The sequence below is a fragment of the Streptomyces sp. NPDC052396 genome (assembly GCF_044593195.1).
Taxonomy (GTDB): Bacteria; Actinomycetota; Actinomycetes; order Streptomycetales; family Streptomycetaceae; genus Streptomyces.
Genome location: NZ_JBIUAW010000007.1, coordinates 1 through 18,171, shown reverse-complemented (window position 1 = coordinate 18,171; position 18,171 = coordinate 1). Strand labels below are relative to the sequence as shown.

Here is an 18,171-nt window from a genome sequence, read left to right as displayed (position 1 = left end):
CCCCTAGCCGAGCTCTTTGTCCAGCAGCGAGAGAAGCTCTCCAGCTGATGCCGAACTGATCCGGTCGACGATGCCGACCGGTGATCCATCGCCCGCCATCGAACGGACCCGGCCCTGCAACTCGCCGAGCAGCGTGGAGATGGCGGCCTTGTCCTCGTCCGCGAGACCGAGGAACGCGTCCTCCAGCCGGGCGCCCAGTCCTTCGATCTCCTTGGTCAGGCGGCCGGCCGGAGATTCCGGCTCCCCAGCGGAGCCCGGGCTGACACCCGCGGTCAGGAACTGGGCGAGGGCGCTCGGGTTCGGATAGTCGAACGCGAGCGTGGCGGACAGCTTCAAACCGGTCACCTCCGCCAGCTTGTTCCGCAGTTCCAGCGCCATCAGCGAATCGATCCCGAGATCCTTGAACGCCACCGCGGGACCGACCCGCCCGGTGTCGGCGTGGCCGAGGACGATCGCGGTCTGCGCCCGGACGGCATCGAGCAGCACCGCCTCCGCGTCGGCCCGCGGCAGCGACCTGACCTGCTGCGCGATTCCGGCGTCGGTGGCCTCCCGGCTCTCCGGGCCGCCGGGGCCGGCCGGCGTCCCGGTCAGACCGCGCAGCAGCGGTGCACCCGCTTGGCCGGCCTGCGGTGCGCCCAGCGCCTGGAGGTTCAGCCGCGCCGGCACCAGCACCGGCTCGTTCCGTGCGATCGCCGCGTCGAAGAGCGCGAGCCCCTCGTGCGAGGCCATCGGCTGCACGCCCTGCCGTTGCAGGCGCACGATGTCCGCCTCAACGAGGCCGGCGCCCAGCTCACCGCGTTCCGCCCAGTAACCCCAGCACAATGAGCCGGCGGCCAGACCCTCGGCGCGGCGGGCCTCCGCCAGCCCGTTGAGGAACGCGTTGGCCGCCGCGTAGTTGGCCTGCCCCGCCGTCCCGAGCACACTCGCGATCGAGGAGAACAGCACAAACGCGGACAGGTCCAGATGCCTGGTCAGCTCGTGCAGGTGCCAGGCGCCGTGCGTCTTCGGCGCCAGCACCGCGTCCACGCGGTCCTCGGTCAGCGCCTCGACGACCCCGTCGTCCAGCGCGGCCGCGCAGTGGATCACCGCCGTCAGCGGGTGCTCGTCCGGCATCGCGGCGATCAGCCCGGCGACGGATTCGCGGCGTGTGACGTCGCAGGCGACGATCTCGACCCGCGCCCCCGCCGCGGTCAGCTCCTCCCGCAGCCCGGCCGCCGCCGCGGCCGCCGGCCCTCGCCTGCTGGTCAGCACCAGCCGGCGCACGCCGTGCCGCGCCACGAGGTGCCGGGCCAGCATGGCCCCCAGGCCGCCGGTACCGCCCGTGATCAGCACCGTCCCGGACCCGAGACCGGGACCGTCCGCCGCCCGGCCGGACGGCCTTGGGGCGGGCGCCAGTTGGGGGGTGGTCACCAGGCCGGCCCGGATCTTGAGCTGAGGTTCTCCGGTCGCGGCCGCCGCCGGGATGCCCGCCCACGAAGCGGGGTGGTCATCGGTGTCCACCAGCGTGAACCGGCCCGGGTTCTCGGTCTGCGCGGTGCGCACAAATCCCCAGATCGCGGCCGCCGCCGGGTCGGTGTGGGGCACCTCGTCGTCGTGGATGGCCTCCCGCGTCACGATGACCAGGCGGGAGTCGGAGAACCGGTCGTCGGAGAGCCAGTCCCGCGTCCACCGCAGCACCCGGTGGAGGTTCTGCTCGGCGACGGCCGGGGGGTCGCCGGCGCCCGCGTCCGACCGGTCGATGCCGGCGAGGACGACCGGGGGTATCGCCCCGCCGGCGGCGGCGAGTTCGCCCAGGCCGGCGAAGACCGCCCGGCCCTGCCCCAGGGATGCGGTGATCGCGTCGGGCTCCCCCAGCACCGCGTACCGGCCCGCCGCTTCCCCGGGCGGGACCTGGCGCGCGACCCAGTCCACCTGGAACAGCGAGTCCTGGTGGTCGAAGCTCAGCTCGGTCAGCTTCCCGATGTCCACGGGCCGCAGGGTCAGCGACTCGATGCCGCCGACGGGTGCTCCGTTCTGGTCCGCGAGGGCCATGGACAGCGCGTTCTCCCCCGCGGGCGCCAGACGCACGCGCAGCGCGGTCGGCTGAGCGGAGTTCACCCGGATCCCCGTGCAGCGGAACGGCAGCCAGCCTTCGGGCCGGGAGTTGTCGACGATCCGCCCCAGGCCGGCCGGGAGCAGCGCGGCATGGAGCAGCGCCGGGTGGATCCGGAACCGGCCCGGGTCCGTGCCGTCGGGCGCGGGCAGCTCCACCTCCGCGAACAGCGCGTCGTCGCGGCGCCACACCTTCTTCAGGCCGCGGAACAGCGGCCCATGGCTGAACCCGAGGGCGGACAGCCTGGCGTACTCGTCCTCGAAGGGCACGCCGACCGCGCCCGCGGGGGGCCATGCGAGGAGGTCGTCCTCGCGACCGGCTCCCGCGGTGCCGGACCCGGCGACCCCGACGGCGTTACGCGTCCACTCGGATTCGCCCTCGCCCCGGGAGTGCACGCTGATCACCCGCTTGCCGTCGGCCATGACGCGGATCTCGCGACCGGCCGTACGCGACAGCACCAGCGGTGCCTCCAGCGTGAGTTCGCCGACGAAATCGCACCCCGCCTTGTGCGCCGCCCACACCGCCAGCTCCGCCAGCACGGCGGCCGGCACCAGGACGGCACCGTGGACCACATGGCCGGCGAGCCAGGGGTGGCGCTCCAGCGACAGGCGCCCGCTGCCCACCACTCCGCCGTGCTCTCCGTCCTCGGGCAGATCGATCACGGCATCGAGCAGCGGGTGGTCCGATGTGCTCTCGGTGGTGGTTTCGTTGGGCGTGTTCAGCCAGTAGCGCTGCCGCTGGAAGGCATAGGTGGGCAACTCGGCCCACCGGCCGTCCTCGCCAGGGAACGCCGCCGCCCATGACACGGCGACGCCCGCCACAAAGGCCTCGGCCGCCGACCGGTACAACCGCGCGAGCCCGCCATTGCCGCGGCGCAGCGAACCCACCACCACTCCGGTGGCATCGGGGTGGGTGTCGAGCATCGCCTGGATGTTCACTGTGAGCAACGGGTGCGGGCTGGCCTCGATATACGCGCCGTACCCGGCTTCGAAGAGCCGCTTCATGGTGGCTTCGAACTGGACCGTTTCCCGCAAGTTGCGGAACCAGTAGGCGGCGTCCAGCTCCGTGGTGTCGATCAGTCCACCGGTCACCGTCGAGTAGAACGCCACCGGCGAGGGCATGGGAGTGATCCGGCCCAGCTCGTCCAGCAGCCGGTCCTCGAACTGGTCCATCAGCGGCGAGTGGCCGGGCACGCTCGCCGGGATCCACCGCGCGCGAACGCCCTGGGATTCACAGTGCGCGACCAGTTCCCGCACTGCCGAGGCCTCACCGGAGACCGACGTCGAGTACGGTCCGTTGACCGCGGCGATCGCGACCCGGGACTCCCACGGCCTCAGCAGCTCCCGCACCCGGTCCTGGGGCGCCACGATCCCGGCCATGCCGCCGTCCTGGGTGGTCGTGGTCAGCAGCCGGGACCGCAGGGCCACGATCCTGGCCGCGTCCGGCAGGGTCAGGGCGCCCGCGGCGCAGGCCGCGGCGATCTCACCCTGGGAGTGACCGATCACCGCGTCCGGCGTCACGCCCAGCGAACCCCACACCCGCGCCAGCGACACCATCACCGCGAACAGCAGCGGCTGGACGACGTCGATCCGGTCCAGGTCCGCCGCCTTTGGCCCGCCGCACACGGTGTCGATCACCGACCAGTCCACCCATGGCTCCAGCGCTTCCGCGCACGCCCGCATCTGCTCGGCGAAGACCGGGCTCGACTCCCACAACTCGCGCCCCATTCCCACCCATTGGGACCCCTGGCCCGGGAAGACGAACACCGTCCCGCCCACCGGCTTGGCGACGCCGGAGACCACCCCGGCGGGGTTCCTGGCCCCCTCGGCAGCGGCGGCCAGGCCGGCGAGCAGCTCGTCCCGGTCCGCGCCGATCACCACCTGGCGGTGCTCGAACAGCGATCGTGTCGTCACCAGCGCCTGCCCCACCCCCGCGACCGGCAGGTCCGGGTCCGCGGCCACGCTGTCCCGCAGCCGCAGCGCCTGCTCCCGCAGCGCGTCCGCCGACCGCGCCGACAGCACCCATGGCACCGCTCCGGGGGCACCGGTGGCGGAGTCCGCGGCCGGACGAGCCGCTGCCTCCTCCGGTGCCTGCTCCAGGATGAGATGCGCATTGGTGCCGCTGACCCCGAAGGACGACACGCCCGCACGCCGGGGCCGCCCCGGGGTGCTGGGCCACTGTCTGGCCTCGGTCAGCAGCTCCACCGCCCCGGCCGACCAGTCCACATGCGGGGTCGGACGGTCCACATGCAGCGTCCTGGGCAGCACCCCATGGCGCATCGCCATCATCATCTTGATGATTCCGCCGACGCCCGCGGCCGCCTGGGTGTGGCCGATGTTCGACTTCAGCGAGCCCAGCCACAGCGGGCTGCCGGGATCCCGGTCCTGCCCGTAGGTGGCCAGCAGCGCCTCCGCCTCAATGGGGTCACCCAGCTTGGTGCCGGTCCCATGCGCTTCCACCGCGTCCACCTCGCCGAGCGACAGCCCGGCATCGGCCACGGCCGCCCGGATGACCCGCCGCTGCGCCAGTTCGCTCGGCGCGGTCAGTCCGTTGGACGCCCCGTCCTGGTTGACCGCCGAGCCCCGGATCACCGCCAGGACCCGGCGCCCATGGCGCAGCGCGTCCGACAGCCGCTCCAGCACCAGCACGCCGGCGCCCTCGCCCCAGCCGGTTCCGTCGGCCGCCGCCGCGAACGACTTGCACCGTCCGTCGGCCGACAGACCCCGCTGCCGGGCGGCCTCCACGAACATCCCCGGAGTCGGCAGCGCCGACACGCCACCGGCCAGCGCCAGCGTGCACTCCCCGGACCGCAGGGACCGCACGGCCTGGTGGACGGCGACCAGCGACGACGAGCACGCGGTGTCGATGGACACCGCCGGGCCCTCCAGCCCCAGCACATACGCCACCCGGCCCGAGGCCACGCTGGTGTACGTCCCCGCGATCGCGAAGCCCTCCACCTCGCCGGCCGCCCCGCTGCCCAGCCGCGGGCCGTAGTCCACCGCGTAGATCCCGGTGAACACCCCGGTCGCCGAACCGCGCAACCCGGCCGGGTCGATGCCCGCCCGTTCCAGCGCTTCCCACGAGGTCTCCAGCATCAGCCTCTGCTGGGGATCCATCGCCAGCGCTTCCCGCGGGCTGATCCCGAAGAAGGCCGCGTCGAACTCCGCGAGATCGGGCAGGAATCCGCCGGAGCGGGTGTACGTCTTCCCATGCGCCTCGGGATCCGGGTCGTAGAGCGCCTCCACGTCCCAGCCACGGTCCGACGGGAAGTCGCCCATCGCGTCCACCCCGTTGGACACGACTCCCCACAGTCCTTCGGGGGATGTCACCCCACCCGGGAAGCGACACCCCGCACCCACGACCGCGATGGGCTCGCGAGCGGACTCCTCCAACTCGCGCACCCGCTCGCGCAGTTGCTGCGCATCGCCGACGGCGCGTCGCAAGTAGGACCGGAGCTTGTCGACATCCTCCACCAGGGCCTCCCCCAACGGTTGCTTAGAAGAACAGGTGTGGCTACACGTATCCGCGGTCGATCAATGCGTACAGATCGTCATCACTGCGGCTTTCCAGGCTGGTTTCCTCCGCCGATTCCGGGGCGTCAGGCGCCTCGGGCTGGAGGAGGGAGAAGATGTGGCGACCGAGCGTTCGCGGAGTGGGATAGGTGAACGCGATGGTGGCCGGCAGCCGCACTCCGGCCGCCGCGGCGAGCCGGTTGCGGAGCCGCACGGCCATCGAGGAGTCGAAGCCCAGGTCCTTGAAGGTGTCGGTCGACCTCGCCGAAAGATCGGCACCCGTCAGATCCCCGTCCTTCACGCTCAGCACCGCTGCCGCTTCGACGCATACGAGCTTGAGGACCGACGATTCCGAACCCAGGTCCGCTGCCCTGGTGCTCGCGCCCGATCCGCTCGTCCGCGCGGCGGAGTCCGTGTTCGTGGCGGCGTCATCGGGTGCCGTCAGCCAGTACCGCTGCCGCTGGAACGGGTAGGCCGGCAGGCCGATCCGGCGCGGCCGGTCCGCGGCGAACACCGCCTCCCAGTTCACCGGCACACCACGCACATGCAGTTCGGCCAGCGACGCCAGGATCTTGCTCGCGCTCCCGTCGTCCTTGTGCAGGGTGCCTGCCACCACCGGCGAGGCCGCCAGCGCGTCGGCGGTCTCCTCCATCGCCACCGCGAGCACCGGATGCGGGCTGACTTCCAGGAACACACCGCCGCGGTCACGCATCAGGTGCTCGATCACCTCGCCGAAACGCACCATCGAGCGCAGGTTGTCGTACCAGTACGAGCTGTCGAGCCGGCGTGTGTCGAGCGGCCCCCCGGTGACCGTGGAGTGGAACTCCACCGCTGTTTCCCTCGGCGAGACACCCGCGGTGGCCTCAAGCACACGATCACGGATGCGTTCGACCTGGTGGGAGTGTGACGCGTACTCGATTCTGACCCGGCGCACCCGGACACCGTCACCGGCCGCCATCGCGGCGAACTGGTCCAACGCCTCAAGGTCCCCGGAGATCACCACGGAAGCCGGCCCGTTGACCGCGGCCACGGAGAGCCGCCCGGACCACCGCCTCAACCGGTCCTCAACCCAGGTGAGGGGCGCGGCCACCGCGTTCATCCCGCCCAGGGCGGCCAGCTCGGTCAATGCCTGGCTGCGCAGGGCGACCATGCGCGCCGCGTCCTCCAGGGAGAGCGCATCCGAGGCGCACGCCGCGGCGATCTCTCCCTGCGAGTGCCCCACCACCGCGTCGGGGACCACTCCCAGCGACCGCCATACCCGCGCCAGGGACACCATCATCGCGAACAGCGCCGGCTGGACCACGGCATCCCCGCGCTCCAGCGAAGGCGCCGACTCCGCACCGGTCACCAGGTCCACCAGTGACCAGTCCAGCCACGGCGCCAGAGCACGCGCGCACTCATCGATCGAGCGCGCGAAAACCTCCGACTCCGCGTACAGCTGCCTTCCCATGCCCAGCCACTGCGATCCCTGGCCGGGGAAAACGAAGACGACCGGACCCACCGGCCCCGTGGCCACCCCGCGAACCACCCTCGCCGAATCACCGCCCGCCGCCACCAGGTCGAGACCGGCCAGCGCCTCCGCACGGCCGCCGCTCAGCACCACCGCCCGGTGCTCGAACAACGACCGCGTCGACGCCAGCGAATGCCCCACATCGGCCGCCGAAAGCGACGCGTCCGCGGCCACCAGATCCCGCAACCGCGCCGCCTGCTCCCGCAGTGCCGGCTCCGTCCGTGCGGACAGCACCCACGGCACCGCCCCGGATACGCCCCCGGAGGCCGAACCCTCAGCTGTGGCACGGGATCCCGTCTGCTCCTCCGGTGCCTGTTCGAGGAGCACATGCGCGTTGGTGCCCCCCATCCCGACCGACGACACCCCTGCCCGCCGCGGCCGGCCCGGCGTGCCCGGCCAGGGCCGCGCGGCCTGGAGCACCTCGAAGTCCTCCCGGAAATCCGGGATGGCGGGATTCGGAGATCGGAAGTTGGGGTTCGGAACCAGGTGGGCGCGGTCCACGCAGAGCGCTGCCTTCACAAAGCCGACGATCCCCGCGGCCGGCTCCAGGTGCCCGACATTCGCCTTCACCGAGCCGATCACCAGGGGGCGGCTCCGCCCGCTTTCCCGGAACACCTCGCGCAGTCCGGATATCTCAGCCGGATCGCCGAGTCGTGTGCCGGTGCCGTGGGCCTCGATGTAGTCGACACCGTCGAACGGAACGGCCGCGCGTTTGAGAGCGGACAGCACGGCTGCGGCCTGCCCGCTGGGGCTGGGGTCCGGCATCCGTGAGGACGCACCACCACTGCCGACGCCCCAGCCGCGCACCACCGCGTAGATGTGATCACCATCGGCGACGGCCAGGTCGAGCCGCTTCAGCAGGACGAACGCCCCGCCCTCGCCCCGGACGAAGCCGTTGGCCCGTTCATCGAAGGGGAAGCAGTCGCCATCGGGCGACAAGGCACCCAGATTCGCCAGGCCGAGTCCCGCTTCCGGATCGGCGACCAGGTGCACGCCACCCGCGATCGCCATGTCGACCGCGCCGCTCCGTATCCGTTCGCACGTCAGCGCCAGCGACACAAGTGAGGAGGACTGGCCCGAGTCCGCGCAGAAACTCATGCCGCGGACATCGAACAGGCTCGAGATCCGGTTGGCGATCAGCGCACCGCTCGAACCGAGTGCGGCGTAATGGTCGTCCCGGTCGCTGCCGGACATCTTGCGCAACAGCTCGTACCCGGAGGGCGCGGCGCCGACCACGACATCGATCTCACGGCCCGCCAGCGCGGTCGCCGGTATACGGGCGTCTTCGACAGCCTCCCAGGCGAGCTCCAGCCCCAGCCGCTGCACAGGGTCCATGGCGGCCGCCTCCGCCGACCCCGTTCCGAAGAACTCCGCGTCGAACCCGTCGATGGAGTCGAGGAACGAACCCGAGTTCACCGTGGCGGCGTCCGGGTGGGACATGCGGCTGGAGTCGACCGCCCGATGCTCGGGAAACCTTCCGATGGTCGACTTCCCGTCGAGCAGCAAGCGCCAGAATTCATCCGGGCTGCGCACACCGGGGAAGCGGCACGACATCCCGATGACGGCGATATCAGTGGCTGCGCCACTCATGCGAACCCCTTCCGGTTCCCTCGACACACGGCTCTCACGGGCTGCACTGCTTTCACCGCCATGAGCTCAACAGCTTCAGCAATTCGTCCGGAGCGTTCATGAAGTCGTAGTGGCCGCCGTCGACCGCCCGGATGTCGACCGATCCCGAGTACCTACGCCACCCCTCCAGTGCGTCGAGACTCACATCGGGGTCGTCCCGCCAGTGCAGTACGACGATGGGGCAGCGCACCGCGACCGGCTCCGTCCGCCGGTACGCACGCGCGGCGGCGAGATCACGGAGCAGCACGAGCATGCCCAGATCGATCATGTCCGGCCGCGGTTCGAGCCCCCGGCCGCGGAGGAACGACTCCAGCTCGGCGCGCAGCTCGGGCTCGGTCATGGTGAGCATCCGGTCGCCCGCGGCGTCGTGCGGTGCGGGCTGGCCCGACACAAAGAGGCACTCGGGCTCCGGCAGGCCCAGTTCGGCGAGCCGGACCACGGTCTCGAACGCCGGCAGCGCACCCGCGCAGTGCCCGAAGAACGCGAACGGCCGGTCGAGCAGCGGCACCAGGGATTCGACCAGGCCGGCGGCGAGGTTCTCATAGGTGCCGTAGTGGGCTTCGGCCAACCGGTTCTCGCGGCCCGGGGACTGCACCGGGCAGACCTCGGCGCTGTCGATCACGGCCGGCCAGGCGCTGAAGGCCGAGGCCCCGGACCCGGAGAAGGGGAAGCAGAAGATCCGGGCGGGGTGGTCGGTGGACTGCGGCCGGACGAACCACGGCGACGTGGCGGCGGTGGAGCCGGATGTCATGGCGTCTTTCGTTTCTGGGCGACGATGGGGAGGTGGGTCATCCCGGCGATGAAGTACGACCGCAGATGCTGTGGTTCGCCGTCGAGGTCGATCGATGCGAACCGCTGGAGCAGTTCCTCGAAGAAGATGCGCAGGGTCATCCGGGCCAGCGGTGCCCCGATGCAGTAGTGCGGTCCGAACCCGAACGCCACCTGGCGGTTGGCGCCGCTTCGCGTGATGTCGAACTCATGCGGATCGGTGAACTGGGACTCGTCCCGGTTGGCCGAACCGATCCACGCGACGACCGCGCCACGGGCCGGGATGGTGCCCCCGCCGATCCGGGTGTCGCCCACCGCGTACCGCATGAAGTTACATGCGGGCGATGACCAACGCAGCCCTTCCTCGACCAGGTTCGGGACCAGCGAAGGGTCGGCCTGCGCCTTGGCGAACTGCTCGGGCCGCTCGATGAGCGCGAGCACCGTGCCCGAGACGGTGTGCGGCGTCGTCACATTGGCGCCCAGGAGAATGCTGTAGCCGTCGAGGGCGATCTCCTCGTCGGTCAGCGGCGCGCCTCCCGGGCGGACGCTCATGAGGTGGTGGAGCAGGCTGTCGTCCTCGTCTCCGGCCGCCCGCCGCGTCTTGACCCACTCCTTGACATAAGTGACGAGTTCATGGTGGGCGATCGCCAGGGTCGCCGCCTCGCTGCCCTGCTGGAAGTGCGGGTCCGAGGGAGCCGTCACCATCGCGGTCAGTTGGACGAGTTCTTCCCAGTCCTTCTCCGGGATCCCGAGGAGCGGGCCCGTGACCATCGCCGGGAGGAGCAGTGCCTTCTCGGCCAGGTCGAAGGTGCCACCGTCGAGCGCCGGCTCGAGGAACCGCACGATCGATCGCCGGATCGAGTCCTCCCAGGACTTCACCGCCCGCGCGGTGAGCTTGGCGCCGATCGGCCTGCGGACCTCGGTGTGCCGCGGCGGGTCGGTGGACGTCAGCAGCACGCCGGCCGCGACGTCGTCCGTCCCGAGGTGGGTGGGTACCGTGCCGCGCTCCGAGGTGAACTCCTGGTGGTCGCCGAGCACACGGCAGACGTCGTCGTAGCGGGTGACCGACCAGAACTCCCGGCCGTCCGGCAGGACTTGGTGGTGCAGGGGCGCCTTCGCCCGCATCACGTCCCAGATCGGGTGCGGATCACCCGAGGTGTAGAGGTCCAGGTCGAACAGGTCGACGCGGTCGAGGTCGATGTCGCGCGCGGCACCCGGCGTCAACCTCACAGTCGCGCCCTCCCCTGCTCGATCAGCTCGGCAACCCGGGCCGGGGTCTGCGCCAGGTAGAAGTCGCGCACGGACAGCTGAACGCCGTAGTCCTGGGCCACCCGGTCGATGATCTTGATCCCGGTCAGTGAATTACCGCCGAGCGCGAAGAAGTCGTCCTCCGCCCCGACCTCGCGACCGCCGAGGTACGCCCCCCACAGCGCCGAGATCTCCCGCACAAGTGACACCGGCGCACTCGAAGGCGCGGCTTGCCGTTCTGACACCTCGTCCTGCCCACCTCGCCGGTGGACCTGCGGCGACGATTCCATTGCCAGCCTCTCTTTCCTCCGCCGGCGGGAGTGCGGGCCCGCCCACACCATTGCCGGCCCCATTCCGGACCGTCATCGCCGTCACGGGCACTGAGCCCCTGTGTCCTTTTCACTGTCCCGCCGGCGAGACAAATCTGCGCAGCATATTGCGATGTCAGCAGTAGGCGGGCTGCCACTCGAAGAACTCTGCGGTGAGCGGCTGTTGAAGCATTCTCGCGACGCCAAGGTAATTGGCCGGGGAAACCCAGTGCAAGAGACGACTGTGCGGACATCCTGCCGGGCAGCGGTTGTCCTGCCGACAGGACAGTAATGCGGGTGCCTGCACTCGCGCCGGTGCCGACTGCCCGGAGCGCAGGCCGGACGCCGCCAACCTCCGTCTGCGACCGTGCCGTTGGTGTGGCCCCGCACTGTCCGGGATCTGCCCGGCGGCGCGTCGGGCGTGGCGGGCAGCCACCGCTCCGGGCGGCAGCGGTCCTTCACCGCCGGCACTCGACTTCGCTGCCGGGCCGCATCGGGACTGAATTCACGCTGGGATCACCGTGAATCGAATGAGCATTGACTCCGGTGCCGCTACGTTATTCCATTCTCACTCTGGAACCGCTTCGGAATCGGTTCCGAAAGTCTCGGTATTTCACCGGCAGAAGGGAAGCCAAGGTGTCGCACATACAGTCGGACCAGACGGCGCAAGAGCAGCGAAAGGCGTCGCCCCGACGTTATCTGATGTGCCGCCCCACCTACTTCGACGTCACCTACTCGATCAATCCGTGGATGGACCCGGACCGCCCCACCTCGGCAGACACCGGACTGGCCCAGTGGAAAGACCTGTTCGACACCTTCGTCGGTCTGGGCCATGACATACAGCTGATCGAGCCCGTACCGGGGCTTCCCGACATGGTCTTCGCCGCGAACGGCGCCATCGTCGTGGACGGCAAGGTGCTCGTCGCCCGCTTCCGGCATCCCCAGCGCACGGACGAGTCCGCGGCCTATCTGGAGTGGTTCGGCCGCGGCGGCTGGTCCACCGTCAAGCAGGCGGAGTATGTCAACGAGGGCGAGGGCGACTTCCTCTTCACGGGCGGGGAGATCCTGGCCGGCACCGGCTTCCGCTCCGACCCTCGGGCCCATGACGAGGTGCGCGAGTTCTTCGGGCGCCCCGTGACCGGCCTGACCCTCGTCGATCCGCGGTTCTACCACCTCGACACGGCACTGGCGGTGCTCGGGGACGAGGAGATCATGTACTACCCGGAGGCGTTCTCCCCGGAGAGCCGGGCAGTACTCGCCGAGCGGTACCCGGACGCGATCCACGCCGAAGAGGCGGATGCCGCCGTGTTCGGCCTCAACGCGTTGTCGGACGGCCGCAACGTCGTCCTGCCGCGGGCGGCCACCGGCCTCGCGGCGAAGTTGCGCGAGCGCGGCTACCACCCCATCGGCGCCGATCTCACCGAGTTGCTGAAGGCCGGGGGCAGCGTCAAGTGCTGCACGCTCGAACTCCGGGGATGACGCGCGGGGTTGTGTGAGGGCGGCGCGGTCTGCGGGCTGCCCTCCGACGGGACAGCCCGCACCGATACACGGGGAGGAGCGAGGGCCGTCACACGCCGCGCAGGGTGCGGCCGACGTGGACAGCCGTCCGGCCCCACTCGAACCTTTCGGGGTCTCCACCCGCACGCTTTCCCGGACTTGTTACTTTTTGGGAGTCAAGTCCTGGCCCCCCGGCACCAGTTCAACCTCGTTATCACGCCAATTTCCCGTAAAGTATCGGCAAGTGGATGCCTGCCGAATGACCATGGCAAAATCAGCAGGTGCAGATCGGGATGCTGGGTCCATTCGAGGTTCGTACGGACGACGGCGGCTTGGCCGACGTGCCGGGCGCACGGCTGCGCGGACTGCTGATCGCCCTCGCGCTCAGGACGGGTCACGCGGTCCCGAAGGCGTCGCTCGTCGACTGGATCTGGGGGGAACGCCCGCCCGCCGATGCGACGAACGCTCTGCAGCGTCTGGTCTCCCGGCTGCGGAAGGCACTGCCGGACGGCGCGATCGAAGGGCATACGGACGGCTACCGATTGACGGTGGAGCCCGACGCCGTCGACGCCGTGCGGTTCGAACGCCTTGTCATCGCGGGCCGGGCCCGCGCCGAGGACAGTCCCCGGCGGGTGCGGCTGCTGCGCGAGGCCCTCGAGCTGTGGCGCGGTGCGGCCATGCAGGACGTCGGTCTGCAGGACAGCGCCGCGCTGGACGCCGCGGTCGTCAGGCTGGAGGGACTGCGCCTGACCGCCATGGAGGAGCGGGTCGACGCGGAGATCGCCCTTGGGCGCGGTGCGGAGATGGTCACAGAGCTGACCGACCTGGTGGCCGCGCACCCGGTACGGGAGCGGCTCGTCGCCGCGCTGATGCGCGCCCTCGTCGCGGCCGGCCGCGACAGCGAGGCGCTGCTGGTGTACCAGCGCGCCAGGGAGTCCCTGGCCGACGCGCTGGGCGCTGACCCCTCGCCGGAGCTGGCCGCGCTGCACGTCGCGTTGCTGCGGGGCGAGCTGGGGCAGCGGAAGGACAGCCGCAAGACCAACCTGCGTGCCGAGCTGACCACCTTGGTCGGCCGGGGCGCCGATGTCGCCGCGGTCCGCGAGCTCATCGCCGAGCACCGGCTCACCACCGTGATCGGGCCGGGCGGCTCAGGGAAGACCAGGCTGGCCACGGAGACCGCGCGCACGCTGCTCGACGATCTGCCGGACGGGGCCTGGCTGGTGGAACTCGCCGCCATCGGCGCGGACGGCGACGTGGCGCAGGCGACGCTCGCCGGGCTCGGCCTCCGGGACGCCCTGCTCGGCGGGGCCCCCAACGCGGAGCTGACGGACCGGCTCATCGCCGCGATCCGCGAGCGGGAAGCGCTGCTGGTCCTGGACAACTGCGAGCATGTGATCGAGTCCGCGGCGGTGTTCGCCCACCGGGTGCTCGGGGAGTGCCGGCGGCTGCGGATCCTGGCGACGAGCCGGGAACCGCTCGGCATCACCGGGGAGGCACTGTGGCAGGTCGAGCCGCTGGCCCTGCCGGAGGGGGGCGCGGGCGCGGGTGAGATCGAGTCCTCGCCGGCCGTCCAGTTGCTGCGGGACCGGGCCGGGGCGGTGCGCCGGGATCTCGCGGTGGACGCCCACACGCTGGCGACGATGGCGCGCGTCTGCCGGGCGCTGGACGGGATGCCGCTGGCGATCGAACTGGCCGCGGCCCGGTTGCGCACCATGTCCATCGACCAGCTCGCCAACCGGCTCGACGACCGGTTCCGCCTGCTGACCAGCGGCAGCCGGACCGCGCTGCCACGGCACAAGACGCTGCGCGCGGCTGTCGACTGGAGCTGGGAGCTGCTCACCCACGCCGAGCGGGTGGTCCTGCGCAGGCTGTCGGTGTTCTCCGGCGGGGCGAGCCTGGAGGCGGCCGAACGGGTCTGCGCGGGCAACGTGGTCGAACAGGAGCAGGTGCTCGAGCTGCTCACCGCACTGACCGAGAAGTCGCTACTGCTCGCCGAGGCCGACAGCGTCCCGCGCTACCGCATGATCGGCACGATCAAGGAGTACGCCCGGCACCGGCTCGCGGAGGCGGGGGAATCGGACCGGGCCCGCCGCGCGCACCTGGCCTGCTTCACCGAGCTCGCCGAGACCGCGGAGCCGCATCTGCGCCGCGCCGAGCAACTGGAGTGGCTCGCCACGCTGGAGACCGAGCACGACAACATCAGTGCGGCCATGCGCGGCGCGCTCGCCGCGGGCGAGGCGCAGGCGGCGATGCGGCTCGCGGCGGGCGCCGGCTGGTACTGGTGGCTCAGCGGGCACAAGACCGAGGGCATGGAGCTGCTCACCGCGGCCACCAGGGCGCCCGGCGAGGTGGCCGACGAGATCCGGGCCACGGTCTACGCCCTCATCTCGATGTTTGTGAACTCCGGGCCGGGCGATGAGCACCAGGCCGCGGAGTGGATCCACAAGGCGCACCGGTTCAGCCAGCGCAGCCGGTCCAGCCAGCGCAGCCACCCGCTGCTGGGGTTGGTCGCCCCGCTGGAACGCATGCTGCAGGCGCCGGACGCGTTCCTGCCCGCGTTCGAATCGCTGCTGGACGACGAGGACCCCTGGGCCCGTGCGCTGGCCCGGCTGCACCTGGGCAAGATGCGGATCATGCTCGGCCGGGACGGGCGGGACGCTGACGCGTATCTGGAGATGGCACTCGCCGAGTTCCGGGCGCTCGGTGAGCGGTTCGGGATCTCGTTCGCCCTGACGGAGCTGGCGAGCCGGATAGCCGTGCGCGGCGAGTTCGCCAGTGCGTGCGAGCACTATGAACAGGCGATCGCGGTCGTCACCGAGGTCGGTGCCACCGAGGACGTCATCCGCATGCGGGCGCTGCAGGCGCAGCTGTACTGGCTGCAGGGCGACGAGGATGCCTGTGCGGCCGCCATCGCCGAGGCGGAGCGGTACGCGGAGCAGGTCACCTGGCCGGGCGCGCTGGCCGGGCTGGCCCTCTCGAAGGCGGAACTCGCCCGGTGGAGCGGCAACGCCGAGGAGGCGTACCGGCAACTCGGCGTCGCGACGGCCAAGCTGGGCGACGAAGCGAAGCAGGCGAACATCCGCGCGGTGACGCACGACCTGCTCGGCTACCTCGCCGAAGACCTCGGCGAGGCCCGGGCGCACCGCGCGGCGGCCTGCCGGGCGGCGTCCGAGGCGGGACACGCGCCGCTGATCGCGCAGGTACTCGTCGGGGTCGCGGACCTGGCGCTGCGCCGCGACGAGCATGAGCAGGCCGTGCGGCTGCTCGCGGCGAGCGCGGGCGTACGCGGGCTGCAGGATCGCTCCCACCCGGACGTGGCCCGGATCGAGCAGACAGCGCGGCGCCGCCTCGGCGACGCGTGGTTCGCCAAGGCGGCTCGGGAGGGGGCGCGGGCCAACTGGTCTCAGCTGGTCGAGGTCACGCTCGCTTCTTGAACGTGGAGACCGACCACACATAGCCGACGAGGGTGAGTCCGACGCACCAGGCGATGGCCGCGAGCAGCTTGCCGCTCGAGGGGTCCTCCCCCGCCAGCAGCCTGCGCAGCGTCTCGATGATCGGAGTGAAGGGCTGGTACTCCGCGAACTGCCGCACGCCGGCCGCCATCGTGTCCGCGGGGACGAAGGTGCTGCTCAGGAATGGCAGCAGGATCAGCGGCGTGGTGGCCATGCCCGCCGCTTCCACGGTCTTCGCACTCAGGCCCAGGGCGACCGTGAGCCAGCTGGCCGCGAAAGCGAGCAACAGCACAAGGCCCGTCACGCCGAGCCACTGGGCGAAGCTCGCATGCGGACGGAATCCCATCAGGAATCCGACTCCGATGATGCCCGCGATGGCGACCAGACTGCGCAGGGTGGTGGTGACGACATGTCCGGCGAGCACCGCGCCATGAGAGACGTCCATGGCCTTGAACCGGTTGATGATGCCCTTGGTCATGTCGCCGTTAACGGCGGCCGCGGTTGGCGACAGCCCGTAGGTGATGGCCATCACGAGCATGCCCGGCACCGCGTAGTTGATGTATTTGCCCTTGACGTCGAAGGCGCCGCCGAACACCCAGACGAACATGAGCATGATGATGATGGGCAGGAAAATCGCGTTGAACAGCGTGACCGGATACCGGACCGTGTGCTTGAAGTTGCGGCGCAGCATGATCATCGTGTCGCCGAACGGCGTTGAGGCACTGTTCACTTGGCGACCGCCTCGGTGCTCGTGCGCCCGGTCAGGGCGAGGAAGACGTCGTCGAGGTCCGGTGTGTGCACGGAAAACTCCTGGGCGTTGATCATGTGCTCGTCGAGCCGGTCCAGCAGGGACCGCAGCGACCTCGACTCACCGTCGCTGGGTACCCGCAGGGTCAGCTCCTGTTCGTCCCGCATGGCCCCGGCCAGGACCCTCGCCGCCGTGTCGAGGTCGTCGAGGTCGGCGAACCGGAGCCGGACGTGGGTGCCGGGGACCTGGCGCTTGAGCTCCTCGGGGGTGCCCTGGGCGACCAGGCGGCCCTGGTCGAGCACCACGATCCGGTCGGCGAGCTGGTCGGCTTCCTCGAGGTATTGGGTGGTGAGGAAGATGGTGGTGCCGTCGGCCACCAGGTCGCGGACGATCCCCCACATCGTGCGCCGGCTGCGCGGGTCGAGACCCGTCGTCGGCTCGTCCAGGAAGATGATCTTCGGGTCGCCGACCAGCGTCATCGCCAGGTCCAGCTTCCGCTTCATGCCCCCGGAGTAGGTCGCCGCCATCTTGTCCGCCGACTCCACCAGGTCGAACCGCTCCAGCAGCCGCTGGACCAGCTTCTCACCGGCGCGCACACGCTTCAGATCCGCCATCAGCTGCAGGTTCTCCCGGCCCGACAGCAGCTCGTCCACCGCGGCGAACTGACCGGTCACGCCGATGGCCGCGCGTACCTCCTTGGTCGCGGCCGCCACGTCGTGCCCTGCGACGCGCGCCGTCCCGGCGTCGGCCTTCAGCAACGTCGTCAGGACGTTCACCGTCGTCGTCTTGCCCGCCCCGTTCGGGCCGAGCATGGAAAATACCGATCCCGCGGCGACATCGAAGTCGATGCCATCGAGCACGACTTTGTCGCCGAACGCCTTGCGCAGTCCCGAAACCGCGATTGCTGAACTTTTCATGTGCCCACCATCCCCACCGGGCCTGACACGTTCCTGTCACGCCCCTGACATGACCTCTGACACGGTGTTCCAGTACATCGACAGCACCTAGTCTGCCGAGTCAGGAATCCTGTTCAGATGAGTAGAGTTGCCTCGTGGCACGTATGGGGCGGCCGCTGGCCGAATTAACGCTGTCGAACGAGGAACGGGCTGCACTGGAAAGGTGGGTGCGGCGTCGGTCCACGCCGCAGGCATGGGCCTTGCGGTGCCGGATCATCCTGGAGTGCTCAACGGGCGCTTCGAACAAGGACGTTGCCTTCCGTCTGAGTTCGACACCTCATGCGGTGGGCCGGTGGCGGGCACGGTTCGTCGAGCACAGGATCGCCGGCCTGGGAGACATGCCCCGCTCGGGCGGACCCCGAACGGTGACCGACGAGCAAGTCGCCGCTGTCGTCACCAGGACGCTGGAGACGAAGCCGAAAAACGCGACGCACTGGTCGACGCGGTCGAT

10 protein-coding genes are annotated in these 18,171 nt (G+C 70.7%); 3 read left to right on the top strand and 7 right to left on the bottom strand.

Going from position 1 to position 18,171, the window contains the following annotated elements:
• Window positions 1-3: 3 nt before the first annotated feature.
• The 5 genes from ACIHFE_RS19230 to ACIHFE_RS19210 are packed head-to-tail and all read right to left on the bottom strand — an operon-like array spanning window position 4 to window position 10,968.
• On the bottom strand, window positions 4-5,565 hold the full coding sequence (locus ACIHFE_RS19230) for an SDR family NAD(P)-dependent oxidoreductase (protein ID WP_400108078.1): 5,562 nt from the start codon (window positions 5,563-5,565) through the stop codon (window positions 4-6).
• Window positions 5,566-5,605: 40 nt separating this feature from the next.
• Window positions 5,606-8,731, bottom strand: a complete 3,126-nt coding sequence (locus tag ACIHFE_RS19225) for a type I polyketide synthase (RefSeq protein ID WP_400108076.1) — start codon at window positions 8,729-8,731, stop codon at window positions 5,606-5,608.
• 25 nt (window positions 8,732-8,756) lie between these two features.
• Window positions 8,757-9,494 carry a thioesterase II family protein gene (locus ACIHFE_RS19220; protein WP_400108074.1) on the bottom strand — a complete coding sequence of 246 codons (738 nt, stop codon included), beginning with the start codon at window positions 9,492-9,494 and terminating at the stop codon, window positions 8,757-8,759.
• On the bottom strand, window positions 9,491-10,741 hold the full coding sequence (locus ACIHFE_RS19215) for a cytochrome P450 (protein ID WP_400108072.1): 1,251 nt from the start codon (window positions 10,739-10,741) through the stop codon (window positions 9,491-9,493). Before ACIHFE_RS19215 ends, ACIHFE_RS19220 begins: the two co-directional genes overlap by 4 nt.
• Window positions 10,738-10,968 carry a phosphopantetheine-binding protein gene (locus ACIHFE_RS19210; protein WP_400108070.1) on the bottom strand — a complete coding sequence of 77 codons (231 nt, stop codon included), beginning with the start codon at window positions 10,966-10,968 and terminating at the stop codon, window positions 10,738-10,740. Before ACIHFE_RS19210 ends, ACIHFE_RS19215 begins: the two co-directional genes overlap by 4 nt.
• Before the next feature lie 735 nt (window positions 10,969-11,703).
• Between ACIHFE_RS19210 and ddaH the strand changes: the two genes are divergently transcribed.
• Window positions 11,704-12,546: a dimethylargininase gene (ddaH, locus tag ACIHFE_RS19205; RefSeq protein WP_400108068.1), complete on the top strand. Its 843-nt coding sequence runs from the start codon at window positions 11,704-11,706 to the stop codon at window positions 12,544-12,546.
• 299 nt (window positions 12,547-12,845) lie between these two features.
• Window positions 12,846-15,998 (top strand): BTAD domain-containing putative transcriptional regulator, encoded by a 3,153-nt coding sequence (locus ACIHFE_RS19200; RefSeq protein WP_400108066.1) that lies wholly within the window; start codon window positions 12,846-12,848, stop codon window positions 15,996-15,998.
• On the opposite strand, the gene ACIHFE_RS19195 is transcribed toward ACIHFE_RS19200, so the two are convergent.
• Both ACIHFE_RS19195 and ACIHFE_RS19190 read right to left on the bottom strand, forming a co-directional pair.
• Window positions 15,982-16,746 (bottom strand): ABC transporter permease, encoded by a 765-nt coding sequence (locus tag ACIHFE_RS19195; protein ID WP_400108064.1) that lies wholly within the window; start codon window positions 16,744-16,746, stop codon window positions 15,982-15,984. The two genes, ACIHFE_RS19200 and ACIHFE_RS19195, sit on opposite strands and share 17 nt — an antisense overlap.
• On the bottom strand, window positions 16,743-17,681 hold the full coding sequence (locus ACIHFE_RS19190) for an ATP-binding cassette domain-containing protein (protein WP_400108062.1): 939 nt from the start codon (window positions 17,679-17,681) through the stop codon (window positions 16,743-16,745). Before ACIHFE_RS19190 ends, ACIHFE_RS19195 begins: the two co-directional genes overlap by 4 nt.
• Window positions 17,682-17,824: 143 nt before the next feature.
• Between ACIHFE_RS19190 and ACIHFE_RS19185 the strand changes: the two genes are divergently transcribed.
• The coding region (locus ACIHFE_RS19185; protein WP_400108778.1) for a helix-turn-helix domain-containing protein at window positions 17,825-18,171 on the top strand (347 nt) is incomplete at its 3' end.